The sequence below is a fragment of the Streptomyces sp. NPDC002499 genome, from assembly GCF_053595415.1.
Genome location: NZ_JBSFXO010000001.1, coordinates 759,750 through 779,861, shown reverse-complemented (window position 1 = coordinate 779,861; position 20,112 = coordinate 759,750). Strand labels below are relative to the sequence as shown.

Annotated in this window: 19 protein-coding genes; 9 read left to right on the top strand and 10 right to left on the bottom strand. The window is 72.9% G+C overall.

The features are described 5' to 3' along the window. Window positions 1-35: 35 nt before the first annotated feature. Window positions 36-941: an MEDS domain-containing protein gene (locus ACWD5F_RS03515; protein ID WP_451250618.1), complete on the top strand. Its 906-nt coding sequence runs from the start codon at window positions 36-38 to the stop codon at window positions 939-941. Next, window positions 938-1,894 carry an anti-sigma factor RsbA family regulatory protein gene (locus ACWD5F_RS03510; protein ID WP_451250616.1) on the top strand — a complete coding sequence of 319 codons (957 nt, stop codon included), beginning with the start codon at window positions 938-940 and terminating at the stop codon, window positions 1,892-1,894. Before ACWD5F_RS03515 ends, ACWD5F_RS03510 begins: the two co-directional genes overlap by 4 nt. On the opposite strand, the gene ACWD5F_RS03505 is transcribed toward ACWD5F_RS03510, so the two are convergent. From ACWD5F_RS03505 to ACWD5F_RS03495, 3 genes are all read right to left on the bottom strand, one after another. Continuing rightward, window positions 1,872-2,597 (bottom strand): GntR family transcriptional regulator, encoded by a 726-nt coding sequence (locus tag ACWD5F_RS03505; protein ID WP_401723359.1) that lies wholly within the window; start codon window positions 2,595-2,597, stop codon window positions 1,872-1,874. The two genes, ACWD5F_RS03510 and ACWD5F_RS03505, sit on opposite strands and share 23 nt — an antisense overlap. A gap of 130 nt (window positions 2,598-2,727) precedes the next feature. After that, a complete protein-coding gene (locus ACWD5F_RS03500) occupies window positions 2,728-3,894 on the bottom strand; it encodes a serine hydrolase domain-containing protein (protein ID WP_451250613.1) in 1,167 nt (388 codons plus the stop codon). A 130-nt stretch (window positions 3,895-4,024) separates the two neighbouring features. Next, window positions 4,025-4,993: an acetylxylan esterase gene (locus ACWD5F_RS03495; protein ID WP_451250611.1), complete on the bottom strand. Its 969-nt coding sequence runs from the start codon at window positions 4,991-4,993 to the stop codon at window positions 4,025-4,027. A 103-nt stretch (window positions 4,994-5,096) separates the two neighbouring features. Here ACWD5F_RS03495 and ACWD5F_RS03490 point away from each other — a divergent pair, with 103 nt between their 5' ends. Beyond that, on the top strand, window positions 5,097-6,455 hold the full coding sequence (locus ACWD5F_RS03490; RefSeq protein ID WP_451250609.1) for an 8-oxoguanine deaminase: 1,359 nt from the start codon (window positions 5,097-5,099) through the stop codon (window positions 6,453-6,455). Window positions 6,456-6,481: 26 nt separating this feature from the next. Here ACWD5F_RS03490 and ACWD5F_RS03485 read toward each other — a convergent pair whose 3' ends face one another. The 3 genes from ACWD5F_RS03485 to ACWD5F_RS03475 form a co-directional block, all read right to left on the bottom strand. Beyond that, on the bottom strand, window positions 6,482-7,066 hold the full coding sequence (locus tag ACWD5F_RS03485; RefSeq protein WP_451250608.1) for an Rv1733c family protein: 585 nt from the start codon (window positions 7,064-7,066) through the stop codon (window positions 6,482-6,484). A 190-nt stretch (window positions 7,067-7,256) separates the two neighbouring features. Continuing rightward, a complete protein-coding gene (locus ACWD5F_RS03480; protein ID WP_451250606.1) occupies window positions 7,257-8,039 on the bottom strand; it encodes a ferredoxin reductase in 783 nt (260 codons plus the stop codon). After that, window positions 8,032-8,637 (bottom strand): sulfite oxidase-like oxidoreductase, encoded by a 606-nt coding sequence (locus tag ACWD5F_RS03475; RefSeq protein WP_451250604.1) that lies wholly within the window; start codon window positions 8,635-8,637, stop codon window positions 8,032-8,034. The genes ACWD5F_RS03480 and ACWD5F_RS03475 overlap by 8 nt, the downstream gene beginning before the upstream one ends. Before the next feature lie 216 nt (window positions 8,638-8,853). Here ACWD5F_RS03475 and ACWD5F_RS03470 point away from each other — a divergent pair, with 216 nt between their 5' ends. Then, window positions 8,854-9,780, top strand: coding sequence for an NADP-dependent oxidoreductase (locus ACWD5F_RS03470; protein WP_451250603.1), 927 nt, complete (start codon window positions 8,854-8,856; stop codon window positions 9,778-9,780). Beyond that, the gene (locus tag ACWD5F_RS03465) at window positions 9,777-10,562 is read left to right on the top strand and encodes a GNAT family N-acetyltransferase (protein ID WP_451250601.1); all 786 of its coding nucleotides are present in this window, start codon (window positions 9,777-9,779) and stop codon (window positions 10,560-10,562) included. The genes ACWD5F_RS03470 and ACWD5F_RS03465 overlap by 4 nt, the downstream gene beginning before the upstream one ends. Here ACWD5F_RS03465 and ACWD5F_RS03460 read toward each other — a convergent pair. Continuing rightward, window positions 10,535-10,963 carry a MarR family winged helix-turn-helix transcriptional regulator gene (locus ACWD5F_RS03460; protein WP_451250600.1) on the bottom strand — a complete coding sequence of 143 codons (429 nt, stop codon included), beginning with the start codon at window positions 10,961-10,963 and terminating at the stop codon, window positions 10,535-10,537. The genes ACWD5F_RS03465 and ACWD5F_RS03460 overlap by 28 nt on opposite strands. A 251-nt stretch (window positions 10,964-11,214) precedes the next feature. Here ACWD5F_RS03460 and ACWD5F_RS03455 point away from each other — a divergent pair, with 251 nt between their 5' ends. After that, a complete protein-coding gene (locus ACWD5F_RS03455) occupies window positions 11,215-12,003 on the top strand; it encodes a putative protein N(5)-glutamine methyltransferase (protein ID WP_451250598.1) in 789 nt (262 codons plus the stop codon). A gap of 191 nt (window positions 12,004-12,194) precedes the next feature. On the opposite strand, the gene ACWD5F_RS03450 is transcribed toward ACWD5F_RS03455, so the two are convergent. Both ACWD5F_RS03450 and ACWD5F_RS03445 read right to left on the bottom strand, forming a co-directional pair. Next, window positions 12,195-12,950, bottom strand: a complete 756-nt coding sequence (locus tag ACWD5F_RS03450) for a hypothetical protein (protein WP_451250596.1) — start codon at window positions 12,948-12,950, stop codon at window positions 12,195-12,197. Window positions 12,951-13,055: 105 nt separating this feature from the next. Beyond that, window positions 13,056-15,131, bottom strand: coding sequence for a SpoIIE family protein phosphatase (locus ACWD5F_RS03445; protein ID WP_451250594.1), 2,076 nt, complete (start codon window positions 15,129-15,131; stop codon window positions 13,056-13,058). A gap of 277 nt (window positions 15,132-15,408) precedes the next feature. Here ACWD5F_RS03445 and ACWD5F_RS03440 point away from each other — a divergent pair, with 277 nt between their 5' ends. Both ACWD5F_RS03440 and ACWD5F_RS03435 read left to right on the top strand, forming a co-directional pair. Then, a complete protein-coding gene (locus tag ACWD5F_RS03440) occupies window positions 15,409-16,284 on the top strand; it encodes a hypothetical protein (RefSeq protein WP_451250592.1) in 876 nt (291 codons plus the stop codon). A 128-nt stretch (window positions 16,285-16,412) separates the two neighbouring features. Beyond that, the gene (locus ACWD5F_RS03435; RefSeq protein WP_401723392.1) at window positions 16,413-16,781 is read left to right on the top strand and encodes a hypothetical protein; all 369 of its coding nucleotides are present in this window, start codon (window positions 16,413-16,415) and stop codon (window positions 16,779-16,781) included. A gap of 15 nt (window positions 16,782-16,796) precedes the next feature. On the opposite strand, the gene ACWD5F_RS03430 is transcribed toward ACWD5F_RS03435, so the two are convergent. Continuing rightward, window positions 16,797-17,954, bottom strand: coding sequence for a M20 family metallopeptidase (locus tag ACWD5F_RS03430; protein ID WP_451250590.1), 1,158 nt, complete (start codon window positions 17,952-17,954; stop codon window positions 16,797-16,799). A gap of 118 nt (window positions 17,955-18,072) precedes the next feature. On the opposite strand from ACWD5F_RS03430, the gene ACWD5F_RS03425 reads away from it, so the two are divergent. Further along, entirely contained in the window at window positions 18,073-20,088 is a 2,016-nt protein-coding gene (locus ACWD5F_RS03425; RefSeq protein ID WP_451250588.1) for an FAD-dependent oxidoreductase, read from the top strand. Window positions 20,089-20,112: the final 24 nt, after the last annotated feature.

Here is a 20,112-nt window from a genome sequence, read left to right as displayed (position 1 = left end):
GTGGAAGCGGTCCGCCCACCGAGGGAGGTGTGGGGATGACCGTCGTACCGGCCCTGAGAACCGTGGGACAGATGCGCCAGGGAGACCATCTGCTCCTGGGCTACGACACGGACGAGGAGCGCGACACCGTACTCGCCGCCTTCCTCCTCGACGGCCTGGCCAGCGGCCATCGAGGGCTCGTCCTGCCACCGGCCGACATCCCCGCCGGCGTCGCCCTGTCCTTCCTGGAGGCGCACGGCTGCCGGGTGGACGAGGAGATCGCCACCGGCCGGCTCTGCGTAGACCCCCAACTGGCCGTCCCCGAGGGGCTGTGGGACCTCGACGAGGCGATCCGCCGTGAGGCCCGTCGCGCGGTCGGCGACGGTTTCCTCGGGCTGCGCGTGTGCACCGAGGTGCTGCGCGCCCAGGCCGGCAAGGGCCTGAAGACCCTGCACGACAGCGAGTTGCTGCTGGACCCCGTGTTCGCCTCGCTGCCGGTGCTCGGCATCTGCCAGTACGACCGTCGGCTCTTCGACGAGGCCGAGCTGGTGCCGATCGCCGGACTGCATCACGGCCGGGTCGGCGCCGACGCCGTGTGGCGCGACGAACTCCTCACCATCACCCGCACCTTCGCACCCCCGGGCCTGGCCCTCGCCGGAGAGGTCGACGAGACCAACGTCACCGCCGTCGCCCGCGCCCTGCACGCCGAGACGGCCCGCGCCCGCGCCCGCACGGCCGGCGGCGCCCGCATCCGACTCGACCTGCGCGAACTGCACTTCATCGACGTGGGCGCGCTGCGCCTGCTGGTCTTCACGGCGCTGGGCCTGTACGCGTCCGACGGCACCCTCGTGCTGACCGGCGTCGCCCCGCACGTGCGGCGGGTGATGCGGGTGGCCGGCTGGGACCGGGTGCCCGGTCTGCGCTTCGAGCCCCCAGGAGAGCCCCCAGGAGAGCCGTCATGACCCGCACAGGCTTCGTCCACCAGGCCCTGCGCTACGGCTCGGACGACGAGTTCCTCACCGGCACCGCCGAGCACGCCCGCGCCGGCCTCGACGACGGCGACACCGTCCTGGCGGTGGTGAGCGCCCACAACATCTCCCTGCTCGCCGGGGCCCTCGGCAGCCGGTCCGGGGAGGTCGAGTTCGTCGACGCACGCGACTGGTACGACTTCCCGTCGCGCACCCTCGGCCGCTACCACGCGTACTGCGAGCGGCTCGGCCCCGACCGGCGGGCCCGCGTGATCGGCGAGCCCGTCTGGACCGGCCGCAGCGCCTTCGAGACCCACGAGTGGCTGCGCTACGAGTCCCTCCTCAACGTCGTCTTCGCCGGCACCGGCCACCGGATCCTGTGCCCGTACGACACCCGGGTCCTCCCGGAATCCGTGGTGCGCGGCGCGGCCCGCACCCACCCCGAACTCGCCGGGGAGGGCGGTGCCGCGTACACGGACCCGGCGGACTTCTGCGCCGAGTGCGACGAGCACCGCCCCGCCGCACTCCCCGCCGGACCGCGCGACATCCGCTTCACCCGGGGCCGCTCGGCCGCCGTCCGCCGCACCCTCACCGCGTACGCCCGCGGCCTCGGCCTGCCCGAACAGCGGACGCACGACCTGGTGGCCGCGGTGCACGAGACCGTCGTCAACTCCGTGCGCCACGGCGGCGGACAGGGTGTCGTGCGGCTGCACAGCGACCCCGACTACGTGATCTGCGAGATCCGCGACGACGGCTCGCACACCTCCGCACCCCGACCCCGCTTCCCCGGTCAGTTGCCGCCGCGCCCACGGGCCGCGAACGGCCACGGGATGTGGCTGGTACGGCAGTTGAGCGACCTGGTCGCAGACGACCTCGACCCAGCAGGGTCGGTCGTACGGCTGTACTTCCGCCACCGGAACCCGGTCAGCCCGCCGCGGGAAGGGTGAACTCGTAGACCAGGGCGTCCTGTTGGGCGTCCACGAGCAGGTCGGTGATCTCCAGGGGGCGGGCGTACTGATCGTGCACGCGCCGGGTGACCAGGACCGACGGCGCGTCCGCGAGCCGGGTGATGGAGTCCCGGTGGTGCAGGGTCAGGCCCGCCTTGCGCATCCAGTCGTAGGTACGCCGGAGTTGGGCCGAGGCGGCGCCGTCGGCACGGTCGCGGTAGCGGCCCAGCTCCTCGACCTCCGAGAGCGCGACCGCGGAGAACGACGTCACCGCCGTACGCCGGCCGCGACCGTCCGCGTCCGCGGACTCGTAGCGGTGCACCAGGGTGGGCCGGTGCGGGGCGAGCCCCAGCGCCTCGGCGTGCGCGGGCGGGGGAGTCTCCCAGGTGACCGAGGTCCGGTCGGCGCCCGGCTCCGCGGCCCGGGCGCCGACCGGGAACGTCAGCGCGGCCGGCGTCTCGACCGGCAGCCCCGGCAGCGTGGTGTGACTACCGCGCCGGTCGGTGGCGACCAGCCCGTCCCGGCGCAGCACCTCCAGGGCCTGCCGCACGGTCTCCCTGCTGACGCCGAAGCGTTCGGCCAGCCGCCGCTCGCTGGGCAGCCGCCCGCCGGGGGGCCCGTTGCGCAGCTCTTCGAGCAGCTCCGTCGCGACGCGCCAGTACAGCGGCTGTGTTTCGGAGACCGGGTGATCGGTGCGGGCCATGCCGCGCCTCCTGTTGGTGACGTTCCGTAGCCGTGCGGGCTCATTGCGCCACAAGGTCTAGCATTGGTCTAAACCAGCAGGGAAGGGCGGTCGGCCGGTTCGGCCGAAACAAGCCCGCGCGGATCACCGTTCAGAGGGCGCTGTACAGGGCGTCCACCAGTGCCATCTTCCGCGGGTCGTCCGCGATATGAGGCCCCATGCGGTTCATGACGTAGCCGAGGGACACCCCCGCGTCCGGGTCGGCAAGTCCGCAGGAGCCACCGAAGCCGTCGTGTCCGAAAGCGCGCGGGTTGGGTCCGTAGGAGCCGTTCGGGCCGCTCAGCCACAGCCCGAGCGCGACCTCCGTCTCGTGCTCGAACCCGGCACCGAGCACCAGATCGCGGCAACTGCCCTGCCCCTCCCGGACCCGCTCGGCCGCCTCGGCGGACAGCACCCGGTGTCCGCCGTACGAGCCTCGGCCCGCGAGGACCCCGTAGAGCGCGGCGACGGCCCGTGCCGTGCCGTGGCCGTTGGCGGCCGGGATCTCGGCCGCCCGCCACTCGGGCGAGTTCGCCTCGGTCGCGCCCGCCAGGGGGTTGGTCAGCGCCGCGATCGCCACGGGCGTCAACTGGCTGAAGATCGCGGCCTGTTCGCTGGCGGACGCGACCGGCGGATGCATCAGCTCGGCGGCCCGGCCGGCCTCCTTCTCCGGCAGCCCGATCGTGAAGTCGACACCGAGCGGCCCGGTCACCTCCCGCTCCAGGAACGCCCCCGGCAGCAGCCCCGAGACCCGGCGCACCACCTCACCGACCAGGAAGCCGTACGTCAGCGCGTGGTACCCGGACACCGTGCCCGGCTCCCACCACGGCTCGGTCGCCGCGAGCCGCCGCGTGGTGAACTCCCAGTCGTAGAGCTGCTCCAGCGAGTGCGGCTCACGCAGGCCGGCCAGCCCCGCGCGGTGGGACAGCAGGTGCCGTACGAGGACGTTCTCCTTGCCCGCCGCGGCGAACTCGGGCCAGTACGCGGCCACCGGGGCGTCGAGGTCGAGCAGGCCCCGGTCGGCGAGGATGTGCGCGCACAGCGCGACCGGACCCTTCGACGTCGACCACACGTTGACCAGGGTGTCGCGCTCCCAGGGCCGCGTGCGCGCCCCGTCGGCCCACCCGCCCCACAGGTCCACCACGACCTCGCCGTCGACGGTGACCGTGACGGCGGCGCCGAGTTCGTCCCGGTCGCGGAAGTTCTCCTCGAAGGCCGTCCGCACCGCCGCGAACCGCTCGTCGCAGTCGCCGTGCACCGTGGGTTCGCGCTCCGCCATGGGGACCTCCGTCGTCCGCGCAGCCCCGGACCGCGACGCTGCGACCCGGGCGAAACCGAACGTACCGACTGGTCGGACTGGACGGAAGAGTGACGCGACGACTACCTCTCGGCGTGGCGAAAGCCGCCGCTCAGCCGAACGACCGCAGCCAGCGCAGCTTCGTCGCCTCCTGGTAGGGACCGCCGCCCTCGTGGTCGTTGAAGTCGTACACCTCGATCGCCTTGTCCTCGTGTGCCCAGGCGTTGAAGGCCGCGAACACGGTGGAGGGCGGGCAGGTCTGGTCCTCCAGGGCCGCCGAGAACAGGGCCGGCGCGCTGCCGCGGGCGGCGAAGTGGACGGCGTCGAAGTAGGAGAGCGTGCGCAGGGCGTCCTCGCTGCGGCCCCGGTGGGTCTTGAGGAACAGGCCGATCTCGCGGTAGGGGTGACGGTCCGTCAGCGTCGCCGCGCGCGGGTAGTCGCACAGGAACGGCACGTCCGGCGCGATCGCGACCAGGTCCGGGACCAGCCCGCCGACGGCGATCGTGATCCCGCCGCCCTGGCTCGCGCCGAGAACCGTGGTGCGTGAGGCGTCGGTCAGCGGGTGCGAGCGGGCGGCCTCCACGGCACGCACGGCGTCGGTGAACACCCGGCGGTAGTAGTAGTTCTCGGGCGCGTCGATGCCCCGCGTCATGAAGCCGGGGTACGCGGGCGCCCCGCCCACCGGGTCCGGGGTGCCGCCCCCGCCGCCCCAGGCGCTGCCCTGGCCGCGGGTGTCCATCACGAAGTGCGCCCGGCCCGTCGACGCCCACAGCAGGTTCTCGTGCGGCAGCCCGCGCCCGCCCCCGTAGCCGATGAACTCCACGACCAGCGGCAGCGGCTCGGTCGCGCCGGCGGGCAGCCGCAGCCAGCCCTTCACCGGGTGCCCGCCGAAGCCGGCGAACGTCACGTCGTACACCTGGACCGTGGAAAGTCCCGTGTCGACCGGCTCGAACCGGGCGTCCAGGTCGTGCTCCCGGGCCTCCTGCAAGGTCTTGGACCAGAACACGTCGAAGTCGTCGGGCTCGGCGGACTCGCTGCGGTACTCGTGGAGCTCGTCGAGGGGGAGGTCGAACAGGGCCATGCAGGACCGCCTTTGTGAAGGGACAGCGTGGATGATCACACCGTACGTGTGACCTCGGAGGACTCGCCAGGCCTTTGTCGTACCCCCTGTCTACGATGGCGCCATGACGTCAGCCGTGGATCTGCTGGTCAAGGACGCCGGACTGCTGGTCGTGGACGGGGAGCGGGAGATCCCGGGCGGCTGGGCGGCCGTCATGGGCGGTCGGATCACCGCCGTGGGCACGGCGGGCAGCGAGCCCGAGGCCCGTGCGACCGTCTCCGCCGCCGGACGGCTGGTGACGCCGGGGCTGGTCAACACGCATCACCACATCTACCAGAACCTCACCCGCTCCTACGCCCCCGCCGTGAACGGCACCCTCTTCGACTGGCTGACCACGCTCTACCCGCTGTGGGCCGCCCTCGACGAGGAGGCCGCCTACGTGTCCGCGTACGTCGGCATGGCCGAGCTGCTGATGGGCGGCTGCACCACGTCCTCCGACCACCTGTACGTCCACCCGCGCCCGAACCTCGTCGACGCCGAGATCCGCGCCGCCCGTGACATCGGCTTCCGCTTCCACGCCACCCGCGGCTCGATGACCCGCTCCGTCGAGGACGGGGGACTGCCGCCGAGGAGCGTCACCCAGACCACCGACGAGGTGCTCGCCGACAGCGAGCGGCTGATCAAGACCCACCACGATCCGAGGCCCGGCGCGCTGATCCGGGTCGCCCTCGCGCCCTGCTCGCCGTTCTCGGTGACCAAAGAGGTGATGACGGCGACGGCCGAACTCGCCGAGCGCCACGACGTACGCCTGCACACGCACCTCGCCGAGGACCGCGACGAGGACACGTACTGCCTGGAGACCTACGGCTGCCGTCCCGTCGAGTACTTCGAGGACACCGGCTGGATGACCGACCGCACCTGGGTCGCGCACTGCATCTACCCGAACGACGACGAACTGCGCCGGCTCGGCGCCGCGGGCGTCGGCGTGGCGCACTGCCCGAGCTCCAACATGCTGATCGGCGGCGGCACCGCGCGCGTGAAGGAGATGCGGGACCTCGGGCTGCCGGTCGGCATCGGCTGCGACGGCTCCGCCTCCACCGACCACGCCTCGCTCTGGATGGAGACCCGCAACGCCCTGCTCCTGGGCCGCTATCGGGGCGGTCCGGGCGCCATGACCGCGCGCGACGCCCTCGACATCGCGACCCGCGGTTCGGCGCGATGCCTCGGCCGCGCCGACGAGTTGGGGCATCTGCGGCCGGGCGCGTGTGCCGACCTGGTCGTCTGGGACCTGCACGAGGTCGCCCTGGCCGGCGCGTTGAGCGATCCCGTCGAGGCGTGGCTGCGCTGCGGACCGGCACGGGCGTGGACGACGGTGGTCGGGGGCCGCGTCCTGGTCGACCGGGGCGAACCGGTGCTGCCGGGATTGTCGGACGCGCTGCGGGACCATGGGCGGATCGCGCGGCGGATGCAAGGGGTCGGCTGAGGCGGTGGCTTGGTCGCCGGGGGCGTCTACACCCCGCGCCGCGTCCACTCCGGCTCGGTGCGTGCCCACTCCCGTTCCCACTCCAGCAGGCGGTTGTGCTGGGCCCTGTGACGTACCAGCGTGCCGCCGAGCAGCGTCAGGGCCAGTGTGCCGCCCGCCGCGCAGATGCCGAGGCTCACGGTGTGCTGCCAGATCTCGCTCACGCCCGGCGGTGGGGCGACGGCCCGGCCCTCGGAGTCGAACCACACCTTGACGGTGTCCCCGTGCCGGGTGCCCGACGGGACCCGGGCCGTGGCCGTGTGGACTCCGGTGACGGGATCGCTCCAGCGCACGTCCACGCGGTACGGGTGCTCCCGCCCGCTCTGCGTCGTGGGCAGCGTGGCGGGCGTCTTCCCCACCACCTCGGCCCGTACCTGCCGGCGTTCGGCGCGCTGGGCCGCCGCGACCGACCGTGCCTCGTCGTGCGCCCACCAGCCCACGAGCGCTCCCGCGAGCGGGGCGCCGACGAACAGCAGGACCGCGACCGCCAGTGCCGTCCACGCCTCCACGACGTCCGACCGGCGGCGCAGCGTATTGCGCCGCCACCGCCAGCCGCGCACCCGGGTTCGCATGCCGACCTCCTCGACGTGACCTGAGCCGGAGGAGCCGTACCGTGTCCGGTCCGTATCGTCCCTCGGCAGCGCCTGTGCGTACGCGTGCGTACACGCATGCTGTTACCCCGAAGTCCGCACAACGTTCAGTGCCGGACCGGCCGGAAATCGCCAAGTAGATGCTGACTGAAGGAAAATCGGCCGAGAAGCGTCAGCCGAAGCGCTCGATCCGGATCCGGTCCACCGGCTGCCCGGCTTCGACCAGCAGCCGTGAGGCATGTTCGGCGAACGCGTTCGAGCCGCACACGTAGGCCTCCCACCCACCGGGCGGCAACTCGGCCAGCAGCGGCGCCACATGGGCGGCGGCCAGCCGCCCCACCGGCACACCACGCGGCGCGCTCCGCGTGAACACGGGCGTCGTCTCGGTGCCGAACTCCCGCGCATAGATGAGCTGTTCAGGGTCGCGTGCAGACACCAGCAGGCGCAACGGCACCGACAGTCCTTGCGCCCGGTGGTGCCGGACCATCGACATCAGCGGTACGACCCCGGAGCCGGCGCCGAGCAGCAGTGCGGGCCGGTCGCCCGGCCAGGCGAAGAAGCCGCTCACCGGGCCGCGCACCTCGACCCGGTCGCCGGGCCTGGCCTCGGTGTGGAACCACCCCGAGACCTCGCCGCCCTCGACGTGGTCCAGGGTCAGTTCGATGTGCCCGGAGTCGTCGGGCGCGGACGCGATCGAGTAGTGACGCTGGGCCGTGTAACCGTCCTCGGCCGTCAGCCGCAGCATCAGGTGCTGGCCGGGCAGATGGCCCGTCCAGGCGGGCACCGCGAACCGGAAGGTGGCGGCCCGCGGAGTCTCGCGGCGGATCGCGGTCAGCGTGGCGGTCTGCCAGTCGGCGGCGGCCTGCTCGCTCACGGCGATCCGGCCGGGCACGGCGAATCGCGTCGCGGGCGTGAAGGTCGTACGACGCGTCGAAGGCGCGGAGGTCTCAGTCACCGGCGTACCGCTGCTCGGCCCAGGGGTTGCCCCGCGCGTGGTAGCCGTTGCGCTCCCAGAACCCCGGCTCGTCGTGGTCCAGGAGCCGGATGCCGGCGATCCACTTGGCGCTCTTCCAGAAGTACAGGTGCGGCACCAACAGCCGCGCCGGGCCACCGTGTTCGGGAGCGAGCGGCTGACCCTCGTACTCGAACGCGATCCAGGCCCGTCCGCCGGTCAGGTCCGCGAGCGGGAGGTTGGCGGTGTAGCCGGTGTGCGAGTAGGCGACGGCGTGGGTGGCGGAGGCGTGCGGGCGCACCACGTCGAGGAAGGCGTCCAGGGACACGCCCCCGAGCCGCACTCCGAACTTCGACCAGCTCGTCACGCAGTGGATGTCACCCGCGTACGCCGAGGCGGGCAGCGCGTGCGCCCGCTCCCAGTCCCAGGTGTGCGCCCGCTCGACCAGGCCGTCGATCCGGAACGTCCAGTCGGCGGGCGCCAGCTCGGGCGTGACCTCGGCGGACAGGACGGGCCAATCGTCGCCCGCGTCGTACTGGCCCGGTGGCAGGCCGGGATTGTGAACGCGGGGGCGTCCGGTGAAGCCTCGGGTGACGTTCATGCGGATCCAGCGGTGCGGGTGCGGAGTGCTTGCGTGTTCAACCGTACGTCCCTGTCAGGTGTGGCCCGACCACGGGTGCCCCGCGATCATTAAGGCTGTGTGAAGTGTCCCGGCCTCCGGGAATAGCCGTCCGGCGATCTTCCTTGGACGAGACGTGCCGGTTCCGGTGGCCCGGACGACCGCCGGACCGGTGACCGTGAAGGGAGAGTGGGAGCAATGCCGAAGGCGTACGTCTACACGCGGCACGGCGGCCCGGAGACCGAGGCGCTCGTCGACGTCGAGCGGCCCCGCCCGGGTGCGGGCCAGATCCTGGTGGCGGTGCGCGCCGCCGGAGTGAACCCCGTCGACTGGAAGCTGCGCGGGGGCTACCGCCGCCCCGGCGAGAGCGAGAAGACGGCCTTCCCCGTCGTGCTCGGCGGCGAGGTCGCCGGTGTCGTCGAGGAGACCGGTGAGGGCGTGACCGGATTCGCCGTCGGCGACGAGGTCTTCGGCAACACCGTGGCCGGGGGATACGCCGAGTACGCCCTGCTGCCCGCGGCGGTCACCGCGCACAAGCCCGCCGACCTGAGCTTCACCGACGCCGCCACGCTGCCGATCGCCGCGGCCACCGCGTACGACGGTGTCCGCCAGCTCGACCTGCCCGCGGGCGCCACCCTGCTGGTCACCGGCGCGGGCGGCGGCGTGGGTGCCGCGGCCCTGCAGATCGCCCGGGCCTTCGGCCTGCGGACCGTGGGCCTCGCGAGCGAGGGCAAGAAGGACTTCGTCGAGGCGCTCGGCGCCGTGCACGTGCCCTCCGGTCCTGGCTTCGCCGAGCGGGTGCGCGCCGCCGCGCCGGACGGCGTGGACGGTGTGTACGACCTGGTCGGCGACCCGGTCCTCACCGAGGCGGCCACCCTCCTCACCGACCGGTCCAAGCTGATCACCGCGGGCGCCCCGCCCCAGACCGTGGCCGACCTGGGCGGCTCCCGCGTCGAACGCGCCCGCACGTCCGCCGTCCTCGACGAACTCGCGCGGCTCGTCCTGGCCGGCGAGTTGGACCCGCATGTCACACAGACCTTCCCGCTGGCGCAGGCCGGTGAGGCGCTGCGCACGGTCGAGGACGGCCACGCCCGGGGCAAGATCGTGATCGAGGTCGCCGGATGAGCGACGTGAACGGTACGGACGCGAGCGGCGCGACCGGTTCGGGCGCCGGTGGCCCGAGCACCGCGGTCGGCACGGCCCACGTCCTCGACAACCCCGCCCTCGGCGCCCTGACCGGCCCGCACGCGCACTTCGCCGAGCGGCAGGGGCGGGTGCTGCGCTACCCGGCCGACGTGTCGCCGTGGCTGGCGCTGCCCGAGGACCCCGACGCCGAGGACTGGGCGGATGTCGCGGCCCTCGCGGGTCCCGGCGCCGAGATCGCGCTGCCGGGCTTCCGGGGCGAGGTCCCGGAGAGCTGGGAGGTCACCTTCCGGATCGACGGCGTGCAGTTCGTCGACGACGGCCTGGCCACCGCGCCGGAACCGGAGGCCGTCCTGCTCGGCCCCGCCGACGTGCCCGAGATGCTCGACCTGGTCGAACGGACCAGGCCAGGACCCTTCCTGCCGCGGACCATAGAGATGGGCACCTACCTGGGGATCCGCCGTGACGGCGCGCTCATCGCCATGGCGGGGGAGCGGCTGCACCCGCCCGGCTGGACCGAGATCAGCGCCGTCTGCACCGACCCCGCCTTCCGCGGCGAGGGCCTGGCGACCCGGCTGATCCGCGCCGTCGCCCTCGGCATCAGGGAGCGCGGCGAGACGCCCTTCCTGCACACGGGAGCACAGAACACCACCGCCATCCGGCTGTACGAGGCCCTCGGCTTCCGACTGCGCCGCAGGATCGTCTTCCTCGGGGTCCGGGTGCCCCAGACGCTGGGTCAGTCCGCGGCGGTACCTGCGTTGTAGCGCTCCAGATAGCCGGCGAACCGCTTCAGGTCCTCCTCCGGCCAGTCCGCCAGCCGCTCCCGGAAGGCGGCGCGGCGGCTGCGGGTGACCTGGGCGAGGATCTCCCGGCCCGCGTCCGTCAGGTGCAGCGTCTGGACCCGGTGGTCGTCCGGGTCCGGGTGCCGCCCGATCAGCCCGGCCCGCTCCAGCGCGGACACCTGCCGGCTGACCGTGGACTTGTCCAGCGCGTAGTGCGCCGCCAGGTCGGTGGCCCGGCAGCCGCCGCTCTCCTCCAGATGTCCGAGCAGCGTGTACGAGACCAGCGACAGCTCGGGGTGCATCCGCCCGGCGGAGGCCCGGGCCCGGCGGGCGAACGCCGTCATCTCGTGCTGGATGACCTCCACGGCCTCGGCCGCGTCCATGGGACCTCCCTCATTCGCTCACCTGGTTGCACAGTACAACTGGGCCGGTGGCCGCCGCCCTTCGGCCGTTCCCGACGCTGGGGTAGGGTGTGCGGGTCCGGCCGGGGTCCGTCCCGGCCGCCGTTCCTTGGAGGTGAGACCCATTACCGCTGTTCAGGTCGGGTGCTCTCGCCTCGTAGCGACGACACGGATCACCGCTCGCCGGTGACCGCGGGAGCGCCCTTCGGATCACCGAAAGGCTCTCGGCTTTCATGCCCCTTCACGCTTCCCCCGCTCTGCTGTCCACAGTGGTCACCGCCCTGCGTTCCGCCGGCTGTGTCTTCGCCGAGGACGAGGCGGAGCTGATACTCGCCGGCGCGCGCACACCGGACGAGGTCACCGCCCTCACGGACCGCCGGATCGCCGGCGAGCCCCTCGAACAGGTCCTCGGCTGGGCCGGCTTCCACGGACTGCGCGTCACCGTCGAACCGGGCGTCTTCGTGCCCCGCCGCCGCACCGAGTTCCTCGTCGACCAGGCGGTGGTTCAGCACCCGCACGCGGCGGTGGTCGTCGACCTGTGCTGCGGCTCCGGCGCGGTCGGCGCCGCCCTGGCTGCCGCACTCGGCGCCGTGGAACTGCACGCCGCCGACATCGACCCGGCGGCCGTGCGCTGCGCCCGCCGCAACATCGCCGCGTACGGCGGTCACGTGCACATCGGCGACCTGTACGAGGCCCTCCCCGCCTCGCTGCGAGGCCGGGTCGACATCCTCGCCGCCAACGTCCCGTACGTCCCCACCGACGAGATCGCCCTGCTGCCCGCCGAGGCCCGCGACCACGAACCGCGCACCGCGCTGGACGGCGGCTCCGACGGACTCGACCTGCTGCGCCGGGTCGCCGCCGAGGCGTCCGACTGGCTCGCCCCCGGCGGCTGCCTGCTCGTCGAGACCGGCGAGCACCAGGCCGACGCGGCACTCGCCGCTTTTGCCGGCGGCGCATTGACGGCTCGGCTGGCAACGGACGAGGAGTTGTACGCCAACGTCGTCATCGGCGTCATGGGCTGACAGACCGGGTCCTGTGGTCGTGCGTCTTCGACGGTCGCGCCCCTGGTGGCTGCCTGCACGTCGATGCGGTCGAACATCAAGCCGACGCGGCACTCGCCGCCTTCGGCGAGGCGGGCCTGACCTCCCGCCTCGCCACGGACGGCGAGTTGTACGCCAACGTCGTGATCGGCGTCAGGACCTGACGGGGCGGGTCACGTCGTGGCGCCGCTGTTCGACGGGGAGGGCGGCGCGGAGGGGGAGGGCGGCAGCCAGCTGTGCGGGCCGCCTCGGTCCGGGCCCCCGCGCCGGTCGCCGTCCGGGCCGCCCTTGTGGTCCCAGGTGCCCATGAGGGCGTTGGTCGCGGTCCTGGTGCCGTCGTCGGCGCGGGTGCCGGCCAGGAAGGCGGTCTCGCCCTTCTTGAGGTCGTCCGCGCCGGAGCCCTTGGTGCCGTCGTGGAACACGGTGGCGTCCGAGGGCACCGTCCAGACCCACGCGGCGCCGTCGCCGCTCTTCACGGTCACCTGGTCGCCGTCGACCTTCTCGACAGTGCCGCGCTGCCAGACCCGTACCACCCACTTGCCGGTGTCCTGGTCCTTGACGGTCGCCTCGCCGTGCGCGCCCATGCCGCCGAGCCCGAACCAGCGGCCGCCGCCGTGCCGCTCGCCGGGACCGTCCGGCGACGGGGACGCCGAGGCCGACGCGGCCGCCGGCGAGGCGCTCTCGCCGGAGCCGCCGGACGTGGCCGCGAAGGCGACCGTGCCGCCGACGGCCAGGACCGCGACGGTGGTCGCCGCGATCACCGCCCGCGCCCGGCCGGACCGGTGCCGCCAGACCCGGTCCCAGGTGGGACCCGGTGAGCGCTCGGCGCCGCCCGGGCCCGTCATCACTTCCCAGTCGGATGTCTCACCGAAAGGCCGCTCGGGCGGCTCGCCCCCGGCGGTGGGTTGCTGGTCCGGTTCGTGCGTCACGGCAAGCTCCCATCGGCCCGGCACCCCTGTGCCACGCCTAGCTGTGATTGTGGGATGCGCCCGATAAGGAGCAGGTAATCAAGAGCTGTGAGAACGGCTCCGCGGTCACTCACGTCCGTCCTGTTTCTGCACGCGCGCGATGAGCAGAGCCACGTCGTCGGAGTTGTCGGGCTGGTGGAGCGTGCGCAGCAGGAGGTCGCAGACCTCCTCCAACGGTCGGTCGGGGCCCTCGAGCAAGGACAGCAGCGCGTCCAGGCGTTCGTCCAGGGGATGTTGGCGGGTCTCCACGAGTCCGTCGGTGTAGAACACGAGCCGGTCGCCGGGTTCGAGGTCGATCTCGGTCGTGGAGAAGGCCACCCCGCCCACGCCCAGCGGCGCTCCGGTGGGCAGGTCGAGCAGTTCGGGGGGCCGCCCCTCGCGCAGCCGGACCGGTGGCAGATGCCCCGCGTTGGCGATCCGGCACTGCCGCAGCTCCGGGTCGTGGACGGCGTACACACAGGTCGCGATGGAGTGGTCGAGGTCCTGTGTGATGCGGTCGAGGTGCTCCAGGAGCCGGGCCGGATCCAGGTCGAGGGAGGCCAGTGTGGTCGTCGCGGTGCGCAGCCGGCCCATGGTCGCGGCGGCGTTGATACCGCTGCCCATCACGTCGCCCACCACCAGCGCGGTCTTGCGGCCGTCCAGCGGGATCACGTCGAACCAGTCGCCGCCGACCTCGGTGGTGGCGCCGGCAGGCTGGTACCGGGAGGCGACCTCCAGGCCGCCGATCACCGGCGGGTGGCTGGGCAGCAGGCTGCGCTGAAGGGTCAGGGCGGTGTCGCGGGCGTTCTGGTACCAGCGGGCGTTGTCGATCTGCACCGCCGCCCGCGCCGCCAGCTCCCGCGCGAGCAGCAGGTCGTCGTCGCTGAACGACAGCGGATTGCGGGTGCGCTTGAGGTCCAGGGCGCCGAGCACCTCGCCCCGCGCGATCAGCGGCACCGCCAGATAGGAGTGCACGCCCGCCCGGGACAGCAGTTCGGCGGCCTCCGGGGAGCGGGCGATCCGGGGCAGGTCGTCCGCCCCGACCCGCGCCACCAGCACCGGGGCGCCGGTCCGTACGCACTCGGTGACCAGCCGGTCGGGTCCGTACCGCGCCACCTGCCCCGGCGGGTCGGCCGCCCGCAGGGCCTCGGGCGCGTCCTCCGCCTGCACGGCCAGAGCCCGGATCACCGCATGCTCGGCGGGACCCAGGCTGCTGCGCCGGCCGTCGACCACCGCCTCCAGCAGGTCGACGGCCGCGATGTCGGCGAGTTCGGGCACCGCCACGTCGGCCAGTTCGCAGGCGGTGCGGTCCAGTTCGAGGGTGGTGCCGATACGCGCGGAGGCGTCCGCGATGAGCGCCAGCCGCCGGCGCGCGGCCTCGGCCTCGACGCCCGCGCGGTGCTGCTCGGTGATGTCCACGACCGATCCGGCGACGCCGATGACCGTGCCGACCGCGTCCTCCAGGCGGTAGAGCGAGATCGTCCAGACGTGCTCGTCGTCCGGATCGGCCGGCGTACGGCCGACGGTCTGCCGGTCGACGATCGGACAGCCGGTCTCCAGCACCCGCCGGGCCGCCGACTCGATCGCCTCGACGTCCAGATGCGGCAGCACCTCGCGGAAGGTGCGGCCGATGTGCGCCGCGGCCGGAATGCCGTTGATCCGCTCCAGCGCCGGATTGACCGAGACGTACCGCAGATCGGTGTCCAGCACGGCGAGCCCGACCGGCGACTGCGCGACCAGCCGGGTGGACAGGGCCACGTCCCGCTCAAGGCGCCGTACGGTCGACTGGTCGGCGCACAGGCCGAGCGCGAAGATGTCGCCCTGCTCGTCCAGGAGCCGCATGTTGCGGAACTCCACGAGCCGCGTGCTGCCGTCCTTGCGCCGGATGGGGAAGGCACCGGCCCAGCTCTGCCCCGTGAGCATGACGTCGGCGAACAGCTTGACGACCAGGTCGAGATGCTGCTCGTCGACCATGATCCGGGCCGCGTACTTCCCGAGCGCCTCGTCCGCGGAGTAGCCGAACAGCTCCTCCGCCAGGGGGCTCCACAGCACGATGTGGCCCTTGGCGTCCAGCACCACCGAGGCCACGCGCAGCACGTCGAGCAGCCCGCTCGGTCCTACCGACCCGTCACTCCCGGCCGGTGGAATCCCAGGTGCTCTCATTCCACGCACCGCCTTCGCCCCTTCGACGCGGCACGCCGTCCCCCGTGCCGACACCCCTGTTCTACCGCGCTCAACCGTCTCTGTGACGCTTTGGCCGCTCTCCTCCACCATCTCTCAACACGGCCACGGACGTCCGGTGAAGCCGTGACGACAGTACCCGCGAGGGGCTGTCGCCGACTGGACGGCCGCCGTTCTCCTATTGGTCTGTACATGCCTACGTCGGCCCGACAGACTGTCCGGCGATCTGTTTCCGCCCCCCCACGGAGGAGCACTCCCTATGCCCCTGCGCGCCCGGAGACGTTGCCACGCGACGCTCACCGCCCTGCTCGCCCTGGCCACCGCGGCCGTCCTGTCCGCCGCCCCGCCCGCGTCGGCCGCCGACACCTGGACCGAGGTGGGCTCCGACCGGGCCGACCCGCTGACCGAGAGCCAGGGCCTGACGTCGGTGGAGGTCCCGGCCAACAGCGCCAACCGCTACACGGGCATCGGCACCATCCCCATCTCCCTCAGCGTCCGGGGCTGGAACCACGTCGGCGACCCCGACGCCTCCTACAACGGCTACTACGTCGAGCCGTACCAGGCCGACTCGGGCACCGCGAAGATGTACCGCGTGCAGGCACCGGGCGGGGCCTGGTCGGAGTACGTGCACACGCTCAGCCCCGGCGAGGCCCTCAACAACTCCTGGGTCGCGATCTCGCCCGACGGCCAGTGGATGCTGTCCGGCGAGTACGGCACCATGACCCGCTTCCTGGTCTTCCCGACCCCCGGCGTCAACGCGAGCACCTCGCCCTCGGCGAACCTCCCGCAGGTCTCCGTCGTCAACCTCGACCACCCCGTGCGTGACGTGCAGGGCTGCGACTTCTCCGGCGCGACCACGCTCCTGTGCTCCTCCGACGACCCGGCGGGCACGCTGTTCGGCATCACCAAGCCGCTCCTCCAGGTCGACCTCTCCGCCCAGCCCAGCGGCAGCGGGGACGTCTCCGGCCACGTCACGGCCCTGCGCCAGCTCCCGCTGCGCAGCGGCTGCTCCGGCACCTTCGAGGCCGAGGGCATCGACTACGACCGCCGTACCGGCACCCTGCGCGTGATCGTCGTGTCGCCCGGCTTCTGCGTGCTGACGGACAGCAAGACGTACCGCTTCACCAAGAGCTGAGCCGCTCGCTCTGAGCAAGAGCCGATCCGCTCGCTGGTCCGGTGCGGACGGGAGTGCTTGTCTGGTGATGTGGCGCGGTTCGCGGGGAACCCGCGGTGCCGCGCCACATTCACGAGAGGAGCGATCACATGGACCGGGAGCGACAGCACGAGGAACCCGTCTCCCTCGAGATCAGCGGGTGCAGCAAGGAGGACGCCCGGATCGTGTTCGACACGCTCGCCACGTGCTTCGAGTCCGACCGGGGCGCCGACGAGGCCCCGCAGCAGCTCCACGAGACCCGGCCGATGGTGTGGCTCGGCACGTTCGAGGTCACCGACAAGCACACCTGCCCACCGCCCGCCCGGCTCGCGTCCTCCGTCGAGGCCGACGCCCAGGGCGGCTACTGGGCGATCGAACGACTGCGCTCCACCCTCGACTCCCTGTTCACGGTCCGCGACCTCGCCTCGGCCTCCGGGGACCAGGAGCGCGAACTGCACGTACGGCTGGAGAGCCGCTGACCGGCCGGACATCCGCTATCCCTTGAGCAGGCCGAGCACGGCACGTCGGTAGACGGCATGAACGACGGGCAGGTCCGCGAGGCGGGCCCGCTCGTCGACGCCGTGCAGCCCCTCGTACCGCACCCCGAAACCGGCCGTCGCGGGGATGCCCTCACCCGCCAGCAGGTTGCCGATGTTCGAGGGCCCGGCCGTCTTGGCCCGGACGGTCAGTCCTTCCCGCGCGGCCGCGTCGAGCAGCGCGGCGGCGGGTTGATGGTCCGCGCCCAGTCGGTACGCCGGCCAGGCGGCCACCGGCGTGATCACGGACGGCCGCGGCGCCGGCAGCGACGCGTCCAGCTCGGCCACCGCGCGTCGGACCAGCGCCTCGGCCGCGCCGGCGGCGAACCCCGGCGTGGTGCGCACATCGACGCCCAGCTCGCACGAGCCCGGCACCACCGAGAAGCCCTCGCCCCCGTGGCAGAAGGTCACCGTCAGCTTCGGCGGCAGCGGGAACTCGCCCTCGACGCCGGGCAGTTCGGCCTCCTCCAGGAGTCGGACCAGCCGCGCCGCCCGAGAGACCGCACCCGGCGTCGTACGCCTCGCCCCGGAGTGCCCGGAGTCCGCGTGCACGGTGATCGTGGCCCGCCACAGCCCACGTCCGCCGACCACGACCTCGTCCGGCCCGGGATAGCCGATCAGCACCCCGGCCGGGCGCTCCGCCGCCGGGTCCGCGAGGTAGGCGCGGGCGCCGCCGAAACCGCCGGTGTGCTCGTCGGCGTCGAGCAGGACGGCGAGACCGCCGCGCAGGCCGTCGGCCTGTTCGCGCACTTCGACGGCGATACGGCAGAACAGGGCGGCCGCGAGTTTGGAGTCGGCCGCGCCCCGCCCCCGTAGCCAGCCGTCCACCACGTCCCCGCGGTCCGGAGGGAAGGACCAGGCGCTCTCGTCGCCGTAGGGGGCGGTGTCCACGCAGGCGTCGAGCGCCCACCAGGGACCCGGTCGGCCGCCGGCGACCTCCACCAGCAGGGCGACCGGCCGCCCGTCGTCGTGGAGTCGTCGGCACGGCAGGTCGTGGGCGCCGAGCCAGTCCTCCAGGACGCCGAGGACGGGTCCGTAGTCGTCGATGCCGCCCCGGCTCGGGCGACGGATCAGCTCCTGGGCGAGGTCGACCACCTCGGCGTCCGCGGTCCTCATGAGGCCACTGTGCCCCCGGGTGTCCGGTGTCACCCGCCCTCGTTTATGCAACTAGTTGCAAAACAAGCGGTGGGCCTCTACAAAAGAAGGCACCACACCCCGCACGGAGGGCCCGACGATGAGCCGCTACCCGCACCTGCTGAGCCCGCTCGACCTGGGCTTCACCACGCTGCCCAACCGCGTCCTGATGGGCTCGATGCACGTCGGCCTGGAGGAGGCCGAGCGCGGCTTCGAGCGCATGGCGGAGTTCTACGCCGAGCGGGCGCGCGGGGGAGTCGGGCTCATCGTCACCGGCGGCATCGCGCCCAACGACGCGGGACGGCCGTACGAGGGCGGCGCGAAGCTCACCACCGACGCCGAGGCCGAGCAGCACACGGTGGTCACCGAGGCCGTGCACCGCGCGGGCGGCCGGATCGCGCTCCAGATCCTGCACTTCGGGCGGTACGCCTACCACCAGGACCTGGTCGCGCCGAGCCCGCTCCAGGCGCCCATCAGCCCTTTCCCGCCGCGTGAGTTGACCGACGCGGAGGTCGAGGGGACGATCGACGACTACGTCCGCACCGCCCGCCTCGCCCGCCGGGCCGGGTACGACGGCGTCGAGATCATGGGCTCCGAGGGCTACCTCATCAACGAGTTCATCGCGGCGCAGACCAACCACCGCACCGACCGCTGGGGCGGCTCCTACGAGAACCGCATGCGCTTCCCGGTCGAGATCGTGCGCCGAGTGCGCGAGGCCGTCGGCGACGACTTCATCCTCGTCTACCGTCTGTCCATGCTGGATTTGGTCCCCGGTGGCTCCACGCTCGACGAGGTGATCACCCTCGCCAAGGCCGTCGAGGCGGCCGGGGCGACGATCATCAACACCGGCATCGGCTGGCACGAGGCCCGCATCCCCACCATCGCCACCTCGGTGCCGCGCGGCGCCTACACGTGGGTCACCAAGAAGCTCATGGGTGAGGTGTCGGTCCCGCTCGTCACCACCAACCGCATCAACACCCCCGAACTCGCCGAGGAGTTGCTCGCCGACGGCTGCGCGGACATGGTCTCCATGGCCCGCCCGATGCTCGCCGACCCCGCCTTCGTCAACAAGGCCGCGGCCGGCACGCCCGAGGCCATCAACACCTGCATCGGCTGCAACCAGGCCTGCCTCGACCACACCTTCAGCGGCAAGATCACGTCTTGCCTGGTCAACCCGCGCGCCTGCCACGAGACCGAACTGGTCCTGGCACCCACGAGGTTGCGCAAACGCGTCGCCGTCGTCGGCGCGGGCCCGGCCGGACTCGCGTGCGCGGTCTCCGCCGCCGAACGCGGCCATGAGGTCACTCTCTTCGACGCCGCGAGCGAGATCGGCGGACAGCTCAACGTCGCCCGACAGGTCCCGGGCAAGCAGGAGTTCGACGAGACGCTGCGCTACTTCCGCACCCGGCTCGCCGAGCACGAAGTGGACGTACGCCTCAACACACCGGTCGAGACAGGGGACTTGGCCGACTTCGACGAGGTGGTCGTCGCCACCGGCGTCACCCCGCGCACCCCCGACATCCCCGGCGTCGACCACCCGAGCGTCGTCGGCTACCTCGACGTCCTGCGCGGCGAGGCGACCGTCGGCGACCGCGTCGCGATCCTCGGCGCCGGCGGCATCGGCTTCGACGTCGCCGAGTACCTCACCGACGGCGGCGACAAGGCGAGCGAGGACCCGGCGACGTACTTCCGGCAGTGGGGCGTCGACATGGACTACCGCGCGCCCGGCGGACTGGCCGCCCCCGAGCGGACCGCCCCGCCCCGCACGGTGCACCTGCTCCAGCGCAAGGAGACCAAGGTCGGCGCGGGCCTCGGCAAGACCACCGGCTGGATCCACCGCGCCGAACTCAAGCACCGGGGCGTCACCATGGTCCCGGGCGTCCGCTACGACCGCATCGACGACGCCGGACTGCACGTCACCGTCGGCGAGGAGAGCACGGTCCTGCCCGTCGACACGATCGTGCTGTGCACCGGACAGGAACCGCGCCGGGGCCTGTACGAGGAACTGGTCGCCGCGGGCCGCGCCGCGCACCTGATCGGCGGTGCCGACGTGGCCGCCGAACTGGACGCCAAGCGGGCGATCAAGCAGGGCACCGAGGTAGCGGCCGCGCTCTAGCGGCCGTGCTGCAAGGGCCGTCCC

Excerpts from the sequence above, each read along its gene's own strand:
- ACWD5F_RS03460 (WP_451250600.1), bottom strand. The coding sequence starts at position 10,963 with ATGGACGCGGCCGAGGCCGTGGAGGTCATCCAGCACGAGATGACGGCG.
- ACWD5F_RS03465 (WP_451250601.1), top strand. The coding sequence starts at position 9,777 with ATGAGCGACGTGAACGGTACGGACGCGAGCGGCGCGACCGGTTCGGGC.
- ACWD5F_RS03440 (WP_451250592.1), top strand. The coding sequence starts at position 15,409 with ATGCCCCTGCGCGCCCGGAGACGTTGCCACGCGACGCTCACCGCCCTG.
- ACWD5F_RS03435 (WP_401723392.1), top strand. The coding sequence starts at position 16,413 with ATGGACCGGGAGCGACAGCACGAGGAACCCGTCTCCCTCGAGATCAGC.
- ACWD5F_RS03490 (WP_451250609.1), top strand. The coding sequence starts at position 5,097 with ATGACGTCAGCCGTGGATCTGCTGGTCAAGGACGCCGGACTGCTGGTC.
- ACWD5F_RS03505 (WP_401723359.1), bottom strand. The coding sequence starts at position 2,597 with ATGGCCCGCACCGATCACCCGGTCTCCGAAACACAGCCGCTGTACTGG.
- ACWD5F_RS03470 (WP_451250603.1), top strand. The coding sequence starts at position 8,854 with ATGCCGAAGGCGTACGTCTACACGCGGCACGGCGGCCCGGAGACCGAG.
- ACWD5F_RS03495 (WP_451250611.1), bottom strand. The coding sequence starts at position 4,993 with ATGGCCCTGTTCGACCTCCCCCTCGACGAGCTCCACGAGTACCGCAGC.
- ACWD5F_RS03500 (WP_451250613.1), bottom strand. The coding sequence starts at position 3,894 with ATGGCGGAGCGCGAACCCACGGTGCACGGCGACTGCGACGAGCGGTTC.
- ACWD5F_RS03510 (WP_451250616.1), top strand. The coding sequence starts at position 938 with ATGACCCGCACAGGCTTCGTCCACCAGGCCCTGCGCTACGGCTCGGAC.
- ACWD5F_RS03515 (WP_451250618.1), top strand. The coding sequence starts at position 36 with ATGACCGTCGTACCGGCCCTGAGAACCGTGGGACAGATGCGCCAGGGA.
- ACWD5F_RS03445 (WP_451250594.1), bottom strand. The coding sequence starts at position 15,131 with ATGAGAGCACCTGGGATTCCACCGGCCGGGAGTGACGGGTCGGTAGGA.
- ACWD5F_RS03430 (WP_451250590.1), bottom strand. The coding sequence starts at position 17,954 with ATGAGGACCGCGGACGCCGAGGTGGTCGACCTCGCCCAGGAGCTGATC.
- ACWD5F_RS03455 (WP_451250598.1), top strand. The coding sequence starts at position 11,215 with ATGCCCCTTCACGCTTCCCCCGCTCTGCTGTCCACAGTGGTCACCGCC.
- ACWD5F_RS03425 (WP_451250588.1), top strand. The coding sequence starts at position 18,073 with ATGAGCCGCTACCCGCACCTGCTGAGCCCGCTCGACCTGGGCTTCACC.
- ACWD5F_RS03475 (WP_451250604.1), bottom strand. The coding sequence starts at position 8,637 with ATGAACGTCACCCGAGGCTTCACCGGACGCCCCCGCGTTCACAATCCC.
- ACWD5F_RS03485 (WP_451250608.1), bottom strand. The coding sequence starts at position 7,066 with ATGCGAACCCGGGTGCGCGGCTGGCGGTGGCGGCGCAATACGCTGCGC.